This is a genomic window from Sporolactobacillus sp. CQH2019 (genome assembly GCF_028765345.1).
Taxonomy (GTDB): Bacteria; Bacillota; Bacilli; order Bacillales; family Sporolactobacillaceae; genus Sporolactobacillus.
This window is the reverse complement of the sequence record NZ_JARAJZ010000015.1, coordinates 53,486-66,498: the sequence shown is the minus strand read 5'-3', so window position 1 is coordinate 66,498 and position 13,013 is coordinate 53,486. Positions and strand designations below refer to the sequence as shown.

14 protein-coding genes are annotated in these 13,013 nt (G+C 50.3%); 4 read left to right on the top strand and 10 right to left on the bottom strand.

Features of this window, described 5'->3' with window-relative positions; all coding sequences use genetic code 11:
• Positions 1–113 precede the first annotated feature (113 nt).
• From OYT88_RS17790 to OYT88_RS17765, 6 genes are all read right to left on the bottom strand, one after another.
• Positions 114–434 carry a YfhH family protein gene (locus OYT88_RS17790; protein ID WP_274401704.1) on the bottom strand — a complete coding sequence of 107 codons (321 nt, stop codon included), beginning with the start codon at positions 432–434 and terminating at the stop codon, positions 114–116.
• 60 nt (positions 435–494) lie between these two features.
• A complete protein-coding gene (locus OYT88_RS17785; protein WP_274401703.1) occupies positions 495–1,310 on the bottom strand; it encodes a RecX family transcriptional regulator in 816 nt (271 codons plus the stop codon).
• Positions 1,311–2,014: 704 nt separating this feature from the next.
• Positions 2,015–2,773 carry a delta-lactam-biosynthetic de-N-acetylase gene (pdaA, locus tag OYT88_RS17780; protein ID WP_274401725.1) on the bottom strand — a complete coding sequence of 253 codons (759 nt, stop codon included), beginning with the start codon at positions 2,771–2,773 and terminating at the stop codon, positions 2,015–2,017.
• A 68-nt stretch (positions 2,774–2,841) separates the two neighbouring features.
• Entirely contained in the window at positions 2,842–3,051 is a 210-nt protein-coding gene (locus OYT88_RS17775; RefSeq protein ID WP_274401702.1) for an SE1561 family protein, read from the bottom strand.
• A gap of 152 nt (positions 3,052–3,203) precedes the next feature.
• Positions 3,204–3,983, bottom strand: a complete 780-nt coding sequence (locus tag OYT88_RS17770) for a YfkD family protein (RefSeq protein WP_274401701.1) — start codon at positions 3,981–3,983, stop codon at positions 3,204–3,206.
• A 135-nt stretch (positions 3,984–4,118) separates the two neighbouring features.
• Positions 4,119–5,291 carry a pyridoxal phosphate-dependent aminotransferase gene (locus OYT88_RS17765; protein ID WP_274401700.1) on the bottom strand — a complete coding sequence of 391 codons (1,173 nt, stop codon included), beginning with the start codon at positions 5,289–5,291 and terminating at the stop codon, positions 4,119–4,121.
• Positions 5,292–5,528: 237 nt separating this feature from the next.
• Here OYT88_RS17765 and OYT88_RS17760 point away from each other — a divergent pair, with 237 nt between their 5' ends.
• From OYT88_RS17760 to OYT88_RS17750, 3 genes are all read left to right on the top strand, one after another.
• Positions 5,529–6,305: a carbon-nitrogen family hydrolase gene (locus OYT88_RS17760; RefSeq protein ID WP_274401699.1), complete on the top strand. Its 777-nt coding sequence runs from the start codon at positions 5,529–5,531 to the stop codon at positions 6,303–6,305.
• A gap of 200 nt (positions 6,306–6,505) precedes the next feature.
• Positions 6,506–7,711 carry an MFS transporter gene (locus OYT88_RS17755; RefSeq protein WP_274401698.1) on the top strand — a complete coding sequence of 402 codons (1,206 nt, stop codon included), beginning with the start codon at positions 6,506–6,508 and terminating at the stop codon, positions 7,709–7,711.
• Positions 7,712–7,790: 79 nt separating this feature from the next.
• On the top strand, positions 7,791–8,237 hold the full coding sequence (locus OYT88_RS17750) for a TlpA family protein disulfide reductase (protein WP_274401697.1): 447 nt from the start codon (positions 7,791–7,793) through the stop codon (positions 8,235–8,237).
• Here the strand turns inward: OYT88_RS17750 and OYT88_RS17745 are convergent.
• The 4 genes from OYT88_RS17745 to OYT88_RS17730 form a co-directional block, all read right to left on the bottom strand.
• Positions 8,219–8,674 carry a VanZ family protein gene (locus OYT88_RS17745; protein WP_274401696.1) on the bottom strand — a complete coding sequence of 152 codons (456 nt, stop codon included), beginning with the start codon at positions 8,672–8,674 and terminating at the stop codon, positions 8,219–8,221. The two genes, OYT88_RS17750 and OYT88_RS17745, sit on opposite strands and share 19 nt — an antisense overlap.
• Positions 8,675–8,874: 200 nt before the next feature.
• Positions 8,875–9,726: a YihY/virulence factor BrkB family protein gene (locus OYT88_RS17740; protein WP_274401695.1), complete on the bottom strand. Its 852-nt coding sequence runs from the start codon at positions 9,724–9,726 to the stop codon at positions 8,875–8,877.
• Positions 9,727–9,754: 28 nt separating this feature from the next.
• Positions 9,755–10,306, bottom strand: a complete 552-nt coding sequence (locus OYT88_RS17735) for a hypothetical protein (protein WP_274401694.1) — start codon at positions 10,304–10,306, stop codon at positions 9,755–9,757.
• Between the two features lie 141 nt (positions 10,307–10,447).
• The gene (locus OYT88_RS17730) at positions 10,448–10,912 is read right to left on the bottom strand and encodes a low molecular weight protein-tyrosine-phosphatase (protein WP_274401693.1); all 465 of its coding nucleotides are present in this window, start codon (positions 10,910–10,912) and stop codon (positions 10,448–10,450) included.
• A gap of 214 nt (positions 10,913–11,126) precedes the next feature.
• Here OYT88_RS17730 and OYT88_RS17725 point away from each other — a divergent pair, with 214 nt between their 5' ends.
• On the top strand, positions 11,127–12,917 hold the full coding sequence (locus OYT88_RS17725) for a M3 family oligoendopeptidase (RefSeq protein WP_274401692.1): 1,791 nt from the start codon (positions 11,127–11,129) through the stop codon (positions 12,915–12,917).
• The last annotated feature ends 96 nt before the right edge of the window (positions 12,918–13,013 follow it).

Genomic DNA, 13,013 nt, shown 5'->3' with positions numbered 1-13,013 from the left:
CTTATTCGTCGATTTTCGATGATGAGACGCCCTGCCGCTCTATATCAACAATCCCCTGACACTTGACCTGATGCCGATAACAACGTCCTGCAGGAGATATTCAGGGGCCGTCTTTATTCCACTCTTTGCCGTTTCGCCTTTTTCAAAAGAGAAATGGGAACACCGTGCATTTTTTCACTGTCTTCAAATCTCCCCCAGGCGAAGTTTCCTTTCATATAATCAATCCTGAAAGCCCGGTCGTCGACATAATATAGTTGGCCCGGCCGGAAACTTTCCGGATCCATCAAATAAGCCCTGGCCATGTCGATCTTTCGTTCGTAAACCGCAAGCTCATTGATCATGCCCATCTGCTCCGCTTTTCTCGCCTTGTCCGTAAACTCGCCAATTTTCTGCGTAAGCTCATAGGGCGTCATTTCGCTGAACCGCTGCTCCATATGATCCATCTCCCTTTCATTTCCGCCGCCTTCACAATTTTCGACACAGGCGACGTTTTTTTAATTATTAATGTTTATCCGTTTCTGTAAAAACGAAGTAATGTCGTCGGCGGGAAAACCTTTTCGATACAAAAAAGCTTTAACCTTCTGCAAAAACTCATTCCCGCTGTATTTTTTATACTTCTGCATCGCCTTTTCCGCCTGGCAGGCCAGTGCGTTTTTCTCATTGTCCGCCAGAAAACCGCCGATCTCGCCGATGACCTGATCCGTAATTTCCCGCGAATAGCCTCTTTGCATCAGCAGCCGGGAAAGAATTTGTTTCGCTTCGGCAGAAGACTTCGTATTCTTGACCGACGCCGTTTTCTTCGCCAAATATTTTCGGGCGTGGGCCAGCTGCTCCTCCATAGGATAAAGGGATTCCGCTCCCGCTGCGATAGACTGAGCAATGCCTGCCTGCAGCAGTTCCCGATAGATCAACTGGGGCCCCTTCGTCGACAGTTCGATTCTCGTGCGTGTGAACGCTACAGCAAAAGCCCGGTCATCCAGTTTTTGTTCCTTCTGCAGACGTCCGAGCGCATATTCAATCTGGCTTTTACTGTACCCCTTTTTCTCCAGATAAGCTTTCATTTCATGAGAACTGCGCATCCGGTAAGAAAGATAGCGGATGCCGGCAAGATAGGCTTTGATGCCCTCAGCTTCAAAATGAAGAACGGCAAGACGATGCTCTGTAAGGTGAAGCCCCTTGCGCAATTCATCCTGCACAAGGATGTCTTCATGTACATGAAGCGTCTCAGTCCTGCCGTCATCCAATTGAATATCAATTTCAAAAAAGCCGTCATTTTTGCCGTCTGTACTGATTCGGGCTATTACGGGCATCGATCTCATCCCTCCCCTTTTATTCATTATTTTATCATACCGCTCTTAAAAAGGGATGTCCGAAAGTCATAAAAAAACGTATCTTCCCATGCCGGGCCGGCCTCACAAGGATATTCTATCAGGCCGGGAGCTTCCTTTTTTTTAGCAAAATAAGAGGGAGATTATAGCGAACGGAAACAGCGGGCCTCGCAGCCTTTCAGCATGCAGCCGTCCGTCTGCGCCAAAAAGCCCGGCAAAGCCAGGCCGTCTCATTCTGTCCCCGAAAAGTTAATCGTTTATGAATTTTGTTAAAAAACAGTATCGGAAAATAGACGGAAAGAAAGTGGATAAAATCTATTTTTCTGAATTTGCAAGGTCAACACATCCGAAAATGTCAATAACTTTGTGGATAAGTGGATAACTCTGTTCATCCCTTGCTGTGCTTACAGTCGAATTGTGACTGTTTTTGTAGATAACTTTCCCAATCGCTGTGGATAATGTGAATAACCTTGTATAAATCCGCTGAAATGCACCCGCATATTTGTCAAGGGTGTGGATAACTCTGTGGATTGTGTTACTAACTTTTTTCAACAAAAATTGACTAAAATCGCTTTATTTCTTTACAATTTACAATATAAGATAAGCGGCCGGACCGGGCCGCCTGAAAAAAAAATCTCTTCGTTCATGCGGGACCCGGCTCGCCGAAGAGAAATAAACGGATAAATTTATCGATCATGGGTGGGCAGATGCTTTTTCGCCACCAGTTGATCAAGGCTGCGGAAATGGTATCCCTGTTTCTTCAGATCATGAATAACACGCGGCAATGCTTCGGTGTTATCTCTGGAAACGGTGTGCAGCAGCAAAATGGCACCGGGATGAATCCGCTTCATAATGTGCTGGTAGGCATAATCCGCACCGTTCTGCTGATCCCGCACCCAGTCTTTGTAGGCGGCAGACCAGAAAACGCTGATGTACCCCTGATCTCTGGCCAGCTTCAGAGAGCGTTCGCTGAATGTTCCGCGCGGCGGACGCAGATAAAGCATCCGGGTCTGTCCCGTCAGTTTTGTATAGGCCGTTTTCAGTTTTTGCAGCTCCTGCTTATATTTTTCATCGCCGATCGCGGACAGGTCAGGATGGCCCCAGGAATGATTCCCGATGATATGACCTTCTCTGGCCATTCTTTTCACAAGCCCAGGCTGATCGGTGATATAATGGCCGGTAATGAAAAAGGCGGCGGGAACCTTTTCTTTTTTCAGCGTATCGAGAATACTGGCCGTATACCCCGCTTCATAACCGTTGTCAAATGTAAAATAGATATCTTTTTTCAACGTGTCTCCGATATAAATGCCGTCGTATTTTTTCAGAAGCATTTCATACTCCGGCTCCGTCGTTGCCGGCTGATTGTTTTTCGCCGGCTTAAAATACCAATCCTTCGCCTCGCCTGCTAGAGGATGCCCGGCCAGTCCAATGAGCGCAACAAGCATCGCTATAATCATCTTTTTCAAATAAAATCACCCTCCGTTTCTATATAGGGTGACCGTATTCATTCTTTTTATGTGCGGTTCGGTATTTGCCCCTCCGTCCAATCATCGCGGAAACGGCGGATTTTGATTTCAAGATCCCCGATCATTCCTAAGATGTGGTTCAGATCTTCGGGACCCGCCGTTTCATCGTCCAGAGCATTGATCACGTAAGACAGCAGTTTGATCCGCTTTTTTAAATAGCCGACCTGTTCAGACTTTGATATGGCCGCTCTGCCCATTCTTCATCCCCGCTTTCTGCACTTTTTCGTACCGGTTCTACTTTAGCACATACGGGGACAAAAAGTTGGCCGCCAGCCCGCTGAAATTTTTCGGCGGCAGCGGTTTTTCTCAGGAAGAGAAGCAGCTGCGTTTTCAGACGACGTATCTCCGCCTATTTAGCAAGATAACGAAGCGATACGTGGTCCTGGATCGGCATCCACGCCCCGATTCCCTGTTCCATAACATTTTTGACTTCAAGAAAGGCTTTTCCTCCTTTAAGGACAAGAAAGACTTCTCCGTAGGTGATCTTCCCTTTTTCATTAACTGCCGGAACATAGCCGTATAAATGGCCGATATGCTTCGCATCCACCTGATAGGGGCGGTCTGCCTTCGTCCCGCGGCCGACAACTGTGGAAAAGGAAATCGGAAGCCGCGTCTTTTTCATTGCCTTAGCCATAATCAACTGACTGACTTCCTCCTTTTTCGGCACATTCGCCGTCAGTCCGCCGGTTACTTTGGCCTCATTCTCCTGAGTGTAACTGAGTTTCTGTCCCCCTGTGCTTCCTCTTGCATCCGCAGCATTATCGCTGATTTTCTTATACTCCCAGTTTACCGTCGTTTCTTTTGATGTATAACTGAGCGGCCATTCGCCCAAATAAATCCGTGCAGAATAAGCGATCGACCACTTCGACGGATGAAGAGACGATTCGTTGAGCAATTTGATCAGCGCCGGATTGTCGATTGCGACTTTCGATGACTGCAGCAGCGATTTTGTATATCCGCTCGGTACAAGCTCCGATTGATCATGCGACGGATTGGGGTAAGTATTTTCTTTTGAAATATCGGCAACATAATCGGGCACTTTTGCCGGAAGCGGCTCTTTTGCAGCAGAGGCCGTTGAGAAGCAGAAAACGGCAGCCGCGCAGCAGAGAATTGACAGAAATTTTTTCATGGGCGGACAGCTCCTTTTTCTCCTATTCTTTTCTCTCCGAAGAAAAATTATCCGCCCCGCTCTTCTGCCATCCTTAAAAAGAAAAGCGGAACGCAAAAGAACTTGCGTCCCGCCCGGCGGCTAATCGGTTTATCCTCAGAACAGGCGAAGCTCCCCGATCCGCCTCACGGCTTCGGTCAGCCGTTCCGGTTCGGTCAGCAGCCCCACGCGGATGTAATCTTCGCCCTCACCGCCGAAGCCGATTCCCGGAGCGACAACGACGTGAGCTTCCTTTAGGGCATGATCAAAGAATGATTGGGAAGTGAATCCTTTCGGAACGGGCAGCCAGCCGAAGAAGGAACCTTTGGAAGGAACTGCATCCCAGCCTATACTGCGGGCAGCGCTGAAGAATGCATCCCGGCGCGATTCATAACGCCGGACCAGATCCCGGACACAATCCTGCGCTCCGAGCAGCGCCTTGGCACTTGCCTCCTGAATGGCGCCGAACAGGCTGACATAATAGTGATCCTGAATCAGCTCAATCGCTTCGATTACGCTTCGGTTCCCGAGCGCAAAGCCGACACGCCATCCGGCCATGTTATAGGTCTTCGAAAGGGTGTACATCTCAATACCGACGTCTTTTGCCCCCGGCGTCTGCAGGAAACTGAGCGGCTTTTCACCGTCGAAGCCGAGCGCTCCGTATGCGAAGTCGTGCACAACGCAGATATTGTATTTCGCTGCCGTTTCAACCGTCTGTTCGAAGAAATCGGCAGGTGCCGTCACGGCCGTCGGATTGTTCGGATAATTGAGGAACATCAGCTTGGCTCGGTCCAGCACGGCTTCAGGCAGGGATCCATAATCCGGAAGAAAGGCGTTTTCTTCGCGGAGCGGCATCTTTTCCATGTGCAGGTTGGCAAGCGCGAAACCGGACAAATAATCGGGATAGCCCGGATCCGGCATCAGTACCGTGTCTCCGCTGTTCAGCAAACATTCGCCGATTTCCACCAGCCCGGTCTTCGAACCGAACAAGATGGCGACTTCCGTCTTCGGATCAAGATCGACACTGTACTCGCGCTTGTAAAAAGCGGCGATCGCTTCTTTCAGAAAATCATAGCCGCGAAAGGGCGAATATTTGTGATAAAGAGGATTCCCAGCAGCCTCCTGCAGCGCCTTAACAATGTGCGGCGGCGTCGGCTGATCCGGGTTGCCCTGTCCAAGATTAATCACATCGAATCCCTTGGCTATTTCAGCATTTGTCTTGACGACAAGATCGGCAAAGAATTGTTTCGGCAGCCGATCAAGCGCATCGGATTTCGGATAGTAAACCATCAATTTTCACTTCCGCTTCTTAGAAATTGGCCCTGTTCAATCACATGCAAGAACCTTTATAATGAATGAAGATAGCTTCCTTTATTGTCGGAGAAATAAATCGATTTGTAAAGAGTATCCTTATCAGGATACCGTGTATTAAAAAAATGCTCTTTAAATATCAGGCCGGGGGGAAACGGGCCGGAGCCTCGGGAGGGGCGGCGGGCTTTCCCGAATAATAAAGGGGGACATTATATTATGAAGATCACGTTGATTCAGCTGAACATTGCCTTCGGCGATCCGGAAAAAAATTATCTGCGCGCGGAAAATTTTATTCAGCGCGCCTTAAAAGAAAAACCCGATGCGATCATGCTGCCCGAATTGTGGACAACGGGTTATGACCTCGGACGGCTTTCCGAGACTGCCGACAGCGAGGCTGAGCGGACCAAACGGTTTGCCGGACGTCTGGCAAAAGCAAATCATGTCGCGATCATTGCCGGATCCGTTGCCAAACGCTCTGCGTCCCGGGTGACCAATACCATGCTTGTCATCAATCGTGCAGGTGAATGCGTCAAGGAATACAGCAAGATTCATCTCTTTCGTCTGATGAATGAGGACAAATTTTTGCACGCGGGAGACAGCGACGGCCTCTTTGACCTTGACGGCATTCCGTCCGCAGGTTTCATTTGCTACGATATCCGTTTCCCCGAATGGATCAGAAGGCACGTTCTCTCCGGAGCACGGCTTCTGTTTATTCCCGCCGAATGGCCGAAACCCCGGCTTGATCATTGGAGGACCCTGCTCGCATGCCGGGCCATTGAAAATCAGGCATTTGTCATTGCCTGCAACCGGGCCGGAAGCGATCCGGACAATATGTTCGCCGGACATTCGATGATCATCGGCCCGTGGGGTGAAATTCTCGCGGAAGCGGGAGAAGAAGAATGCCTGCTGACCGCCGATCTCGATCTTTCCGCCATCGCCGCCGTCCGCTCACGTATTCCCGTGTTCGAAGACCGCCGTCCGGAACTTTATTGAACGGAGAATGACGGATCTGCATGGATATTGCCGCCCGCGTCCGCGCTCAGATCCGGTTTGACAAAGTCAATATTCCGAAAAAAAAAGCCGGAATTGATTGAGACAACGCTGCTTTATACTCTGCCGGCCTTTTTAAGAACTGATTCGACGCTTCCGGATCATCGTCGAATCATCTTTTTCCGCCGGGAAAGGATTGGATCATGCCTTTTCGCTCGTATCATTTATTTCGTTTCTCATTATTAATCGGATCGGTATTTGTCTGCGGCGTCGCCGAAGGAATGCTGCTCCCCCTGATCTCCGCACTGCTCGATGAACGGGGCGTATCGCCGATCGTTAACGGAATCGGAACAACCGCGCTTTACATCGGTATGCTTGCTCCCGCTCCTTTTATGGAGAAGCCGATGCAGCGTCTTGGATATAAGCCTTTTCTGTTCATTGGGCTAATGCTGATCACGCTATCGCTTGCTCTTTTTCCGCTTTACATTAATCTTTGGTTCTGGTTCATCCTGCGCCTCGCGGTCGGAATCGGAGACAGCATGCTTCACTTTGCTGCGCAGACATGGATTACAATCGGCAGTCCGCACAGGAAAAAGGGCCGGAATATTGCTCTTTACGGCCTGTCTTTCGGCCTCGGTTTTGCAGCCGGTCCCCTGCTTGTCCGGCTGCTCGCTTTCGGTCTGGCCGTCCCCTTTATCGCGGGTACGGCCGCCTGTCTTGTCTTTCTGATACCGCTTATATTGCTCAAAAATGAATACCCGGAAACTCCGTCTCACGAGGACCGTGCACAGAACCGCTGGCTGAACCGCTGCGGGCAGGTGGTCTTTGCTGCCTGGTCCGGACTGATCGCTACATTCGGATTCGGCTTTCTCGAGGCATCCTTAAACAACAGTTTTCCTATCTTCGCTTTAAGGAACGGGTTCCGGCTGGAGGACATTTCTTCACTGCTTCCGATGTTCGTCGCTGGCGGACTGTTGACGCAGCTGCCGATCGGCGTCATCGGCGATCGGTTCGGCCGCGCCAGGCTGCTCCCCTCTTTATCGCTGCTTGGCGCCATGGTCTTCATTCTCTCCGGACTGTTCTCTTCTTCTTTCTACGGCCTCCTGTTGACTTTGTCGGCTGCGGGCATGCTGACCGGATCGCTGTACTCAATGAGCATGGGCTACGTCAGCGACATGCTCGACACATCGCTGATTCCGCTCGGGAACATCCTGATGAGCGTGTGCTATAGTTTTGGGAGTATGGCCGGGCCGATAGCCGGAAATACGCTGATCGGCCTTGTCCCGCAGGGCGGTCTGTTTTACGGGATCTCCCTGGCGCTGATCCTTGTCACGCTCAGTTCGGCCATTCATCAATCGCTGCGTGCAAACCGAAAGCGATTAGCGCGGCACGGTCACCCGGTTAATTAACGTATGGCGCCCGGCCGGCATACAATGGCAGAAAAAGAGGCGCCCAGAAATGAGGCGCTGAATTCGGGAGGACTGACCGGTGATTAAAAATCTGATACTTCCGGAACTGGACACGGCGACGCATTGGATTAATCAAAAAGCTGTAAGGAATGATCTGCTCGGGAAACCATCGCTGATCCATTTCTGGTCGATCGGCTGCCATTACTGCAAACAGTCGATGCCGCTGCTCAACACGATCCGCGATCGATATGTCGGCCTGCTTCATGTCGTCGCCGTCCATATGCCTCTTTCTGAAGAGGAACTGAACGTTGCGGAGGTTGCCGAAGCCTGTACGCTTTATCGGATATCCCATCCCGTGCTGATCGACAATACCCATCGTCTGGCCGACTCATTCGATAACCGCTACGTTCCTGCATACTATCTGTTTGATAAAGAAGGGCGGCTTCTGAAGGCCCGCTTCGGCGAATTCGGCGCACTCAGAATGAGTCGAACGATCGATTATCTGTTTCAGCGGAATCCCGAGTAAAAAATGACAATCCTGCGCACGAAGAGGCGGAAAACACTGAGGATAAGACGTCCGGCCAGGGCACCGGCCACATTCAGCATGATATCGTCTATATCGAAAATACGGGCGGCAAACCAAAACTGACAAATCTCAATCACTAGACTGATCAGGACGGCGAACAGCAGCTGCCAGCGGAAGGCCTGCTTTTTCTCGATCAGCAGCGGAAGCAGAATGCCGAGCGGCATAAAAAGAACGATATTTCCAATCACATTCTTCAGGATCAGGCCGCTGTTCCCGCTCATCAGCATTAAACGGACACTGCTGAAAATCAGCAGATTGCTCGACTGCCCGTAAGTATAGTAATTATGCGTGAACAAAGTGACAGACAGCAGCAGGGACAGATAACCGATGAACAGCAGCATAACAAGCAATTTTCTTCTGCGCTTCCCGTCAGCCATGTACCAGCCCCCCTCTTTTATTTATATTTACAGAGAAGATATAAAATTCAGCGGATTGCCGCATAAGCGCCGCGGAGCGCGGCATCATCGGACCGTCCCGGCACCGCGGCTTCGCCCAAGAATCGGCAGTCCCTTTTGTGAACAGGCCGGTTTTCTTTCATACATCCGTTCGCTCGTTCAAAACAAGAAGAAACCGCTTTTTACATTCCCCTGCCGATCTGAAGATGATGAAGGATGGCATTGATCTGCCCGCCGACAATAATCGTCATGGCCGTAATATAGAACCAGAGCATCAGAATAATAATTCCGCCGAGCGTACCGTAAGTCGCCGAATAGTGGCCGAAATAGCGGACATAAAATGAGAATCCGTAGGACGCCGCCTGCCATCCGCTTCCGGCAAGAAGCGCACCGACCCTCACTTCTTTCAGTTTCAATCTCATATTGGGACCAAGGGCGTAAAGATAAGCCAGAATAAATACAACAACAACAAAGGTTAAGAGCGGACTGACGGCCGACCACATATCGGCAAAATTATCCGCTATCCCGACTTTCTGAAAAAATTTCTGGGCGAAAGCTACAGAAAACACGTTAACCGCCAGCGTCAGGACAATGGCAAAAACCATCGCCAGCGTCAGGAGCATTGCCAGCATCCGGATAACGATAAAAGAACGGGTTTCTTTTACGTGGTAGGCGTGGTTCAGCGTCCGTATCAGTGCATTGATGGCGTTTGACGCTGCCCAGAATGTCGCGATAATGCCGATCGAAAGCAGGCCGCCGCTTCTTGTAAACACATCACCGAGATTTTCCCGGATAAGGGACATGACTTCACCCGGAAGATAACGGCTGAGAAAGGGCAGCAATTCCTGCTGGGTCAGTCCCATATAGGGAAGAACCGCAAATAAAAAAATAACAAGCGGAAATAGCGACAACAGAAAGTAATAGGCCAGTGTTGCCGCTAAATCCGCTGTATTGTCTTCCACGAATCTTTTACCGAGAAGTTTAATGAACAGGACCATTTCTCTAAACTTCTTTTTTTTCCCCACTTTCCCCATCTCCGCAAATTTCTCTCGTAGAGCACTTTTATTTCGAATGACTGTCGCTTTTTAAATTAAAGTCATTCTTTGGCTTCGACTGCGCAGGTTTCTTGCTCTTTTCAAACGATCGCCGTGGCATGGTTCCCGGATTCGGGACGGATGTTTCATTTTCAAGCCGCTGCAAAGCATCTTGCTCCGTATCCACCAGCACGGGTTCCTGAAAACGAGTGATGCTTTGTCCGGCGCGTCTAATTTTCCCCGCCATTTCCGTGATCTCGGCTCCGGCCTCCATGACATACTGATACGTGTCGGTCGTACTCGTTCTCGCCTTTTCAGCATGGTCGATCATTTGCTGAAAATCTTCCGATAATTCCCGGGCGGTCGACTTCAGACGGGTCCCCGTCGTCTGAAAATAACGCCCCACCTGATCCGGATGCCTGTAAATCGTTTGAATCAGCTTGCCGCTGCCGGAGGCTGCTGTTGACAGATTATGTCCCCAGACTGTACGTGTCTCGCGGCTAAGCAGCGACAGAGCGCAGCCGACCATGCCCCCGATCAGCATGAACCTCCCCATTTTGCTTCTGCCATAAACACTCATCGGACTCGGCCTCCTTGCGGTGTGTATAATCCTTGAGGATTACTTTATTAGTCTGTACAGCGTCTCTGATTAATATGAGGGGAAAAGCCGGCGGACGTCTGCTAAATAGTGGTGAAAAATGAGAAACGTGCTTCAAAAAAATCAACGGAGCAGCTGCCTTAGCAGTACATCCGTCCCCCGATCGACCAGGCGGAAGACTTCATCAAACCGGCCGGTATAATAAGGATCCGGAACATCGGCGGACGGGCGGTCATCCAAAAGCCGCATAAAGCGGAATATCTTTTGCCCGTCCCGCTCACTCGGCGCCGCCAGCCTGTAAAGATCCCGCTCATTGGATCTGTCCATGGCAATGATCCGGTCAAAGCGCTGAAAATCCTCCGGGATGACTTGCCTGGCTCTAATTTTTGCAAAAGATATGCCCTCCCTCGATAAAATTTTTCTTGTTCCGGGATGCGGAATGCTGCCCATGTGCCAGTTTCCCGTTCCCGCCGAATCGACCACAATCCGATCGCCGGCACCTGCCTTTATTATTTTGTCGCGCAGCACGGCCTCCGCCATCGGCGAACGGCAGATATTGCCGAGACAGACGAACAGTATACGAATCACGATAACCCCTCTTCTCCGGATGAACCATTACAGCCGTCACGGGCCCGATGAAAACGGGCCGCCGCTCGGCCTCTTTCCGGTACATACGAATATCCTCTATTATGATAACAATAACCGCTATTTCTTTAAAGAAGAAAGCGGACAAACCTGAAAAGCGGCAAACGAAACGGATTATGCTACAATTGGTGAAAGAATAAGAAAAGGGGGAAACATAATGCAAAAACTGAATCAGAAGTGGGATCTGGATCCGATTTTCCCAGGCGGAAGCGGATCGCCCGAATTCACGGCTTTTCTCGAGCAGCTTGAAAGTGATATTTCCTTTTTTGAAACCGCTATCAATGTTGGATCCGGGACATTTGCCTCGGCCGATACGATACTTTTTCAAAAAATCGTGCATACATATGAGGAACTGCTGAAGCGGCTTGACGAGGCCTCCGCTTTCGTAGAATGCATCACAGCGCAGAACATAAAGGATGAAACGGCGCTCATACGGAGCAATCGGCTGAAGGCCATTGCCGCAAAATTTGCAGCCTGCGATGCCCTGTTTGAGGCACAGCTGCGCCGGATCACGGATAAAGATTGGACGGTTTTGATGGCCGGAAAGGCGATGGACGGGGTGCGTTTCGCCCTTCAGGAAAAAAGAGATCTTTCCAGGAAAAAACTCGCGCCCGAACAGGAACAGCTGATCAGCAGCCTGGCGGTTGACGGTTACCACGCCTGGGGCAGCTTTTATTACACCCTTGTCGGAAAAATAAACATTCCGTTCAGCCATCCTGAAAAGGGATCGGAACGGTTATCGGTCGGGCAGGCCAATAATCTTCTCGATGATCCGAACCGCGCCGTGCGAAAAACCGCATTTACGGCTCTGGAGGCAGCATGGTCTGAAAACGCCGGACTGTTTGCGGAAACACTGAACCGGATCGCAGGTTTCCGCCTCTCCGCCTATGAAACGCGCGGCTGGTTTGATTTTCTCGAAGAACCGCTCGATTATAACCGGATGTCCCGGAAAACACTGGACACCATGTGGAAAACGATCGATGAATACAAACCGGCTCTTGTGAAATTTTTGAATCGCAAGGCGGAGATGCTCGGATTGAAAAAACTGGCCTGGTTCGATGTGGACGCCCCGCTCTCAAAAGAAAGCGGAAGAGTCTCCTATGAAGAAGCCGGCGATTTCGTCGTCAGCCATTTCAGAGCCTTCAATCCAAGAATGGCCGATTTCGCGGATCAGGCGCTGAAGAACCGCTGGATCGAAGCAGAAGATCGTCCGGGCAAGCGGCCCGGCGGATTCTGTACCAGTTTTCCGATCAGCGGACAATCCCGCATCTTCATGACATTCAGCGGAACAGCGACCAATACATCGACGATCGCTCATGAACTCGGACATGCCTACCATCAATCGGTCATGAACGGCCTGCCTTTTCTGTCACAGCAATATGCCATGAACGTCGCGGAGACCGCCTCGACTTTTTCAGAAATGATCGTCAGCGACGCCGCCGAATCCGCCGCCGGAACCCGTCAGGAAAAAATTGAGCGCCTTTCCGGCAAACTGGAACGCTGCGTGGCTCTGCTGATGAATATCCATGCCCGTTTCCTGTTCGAAACACGCTTTTATCAAGAACGAAAAGCGGGTACCGTCAGTGTCGGCCGGCTGAATCAGCTGATGGTCGAAGCCCAGAAAGAAGCCTATCTGGATTCGCTGGATGTGTATCACCCGACATTCTGGGCATCCAAACTTCACTTTTATATCACAGACTGGCCTTTTTACAATTTTCCTTATACGTTCGGATTCCTGTTCAGCACCGGTATCTATGTCCGGGCACTGAAGGAAGGAACGGCATTTGCCGAGAAATATGATGCTCTGCTTCGTGACACCGGAAGGATGACCACCGAACAGCTTGCGGAGAAACATCTGAACGTCGATCTGACTGCTCCGGATTTCTGGCGGTCCGCCCTCGATTACTGCGTCCGCGATGTTCGGGAATTTCTGGAACTGACCGAATAAATGCTGCTCTGAACAAAGTTAATGGACAAAAGCCACGATTGATTATAGAATAATGAAGTAGTAGTCAATAATAATTTTAACTTATCCAACATGCTG

Coding starts and splice junctions, on each gene's coding strand:
- OYT88_RS17775 (WP_274401702.1), bottom strand. CDS start 3,051: ATGGGCAGAGCGGCCATATCAAAGTCTGAACAGGTCGGCTATTTAAAA.
- OYT88_RS17765 (WP_274401700.1), bottom strand. CDS start 5,291: ATGGTTTACTATCCGAAATCCGATGCGCTTGATCGGCTGCCGAAACAA.
- OYT88_RS17785 (WP_274401703.1), bottom strand. CDS start 1,310: ATGCCCGTAATAGCCCGAATCAGTACAGACGGCAAAAATGACGGCTTT.
- OYT88_RS17735 (WP_274401694.1), bottom strand. CDS start 10,306: ATGAGTGTTTATGGCAGAAGCAAAATGGGGAGGTTCATGCTGATCGGG.
- OYT88_RS17755 (WP_274401698.1), top strand. CDS start 6,506: ATGCCTTTTCGCTCGTATCATTTATTTCGTTTCTCATTATTAATCGGA.
- OYT88_RS17725 (WP_274401692.1), top strand. CDS start 11,127: ATGCAAAAACTGAATCAGAAGTGGGATCTGGATCCGATTTTCCCAGGC.
- OYT88_RS17745 (WP_274401696.1), bottom strand. CDS start 8,674: ATGGCTGACGGGAAGCGCAGAAGAAAATTGCTTGTTATGCTGCTGTTC.
- OYT88_RS17790 (WP_274401704.1), bottom strand. CDS start 434: ATGGAGCAGCGGTTCAGCGAAATGACGCCCTATGAGCTTACGCAGAAA.
- pdaA (WP_274401725.1), bottom strand. CDS start 2,773: ATGCTTGTTGCGCTCATTGGACTGGCCGGGCATCCTCTAGCAGGCGAG.
- OYT88_RS17770 (WP_274401701.1), bottom strand. CDS start 3,983: ATGAAAAAATTTCTGTCAATTCTCTGCTGCGCGGCTGCCGTTTTCTGC.
- OYT88_RS17760 (WP_274401699.1), top strand. CDS start 5,529: ATGAAGATCACGTTGATTCAGCTGAACATTGCCTTCGGCGATCCGGAA.
- OYT88_RS17740 (WP_274401695.1), bottom strand. CDS start 9,726: ATGGGGAAAGTGGGGAAAAAAAAGAAGTTTAGAGAAATGGTCCTGTTC.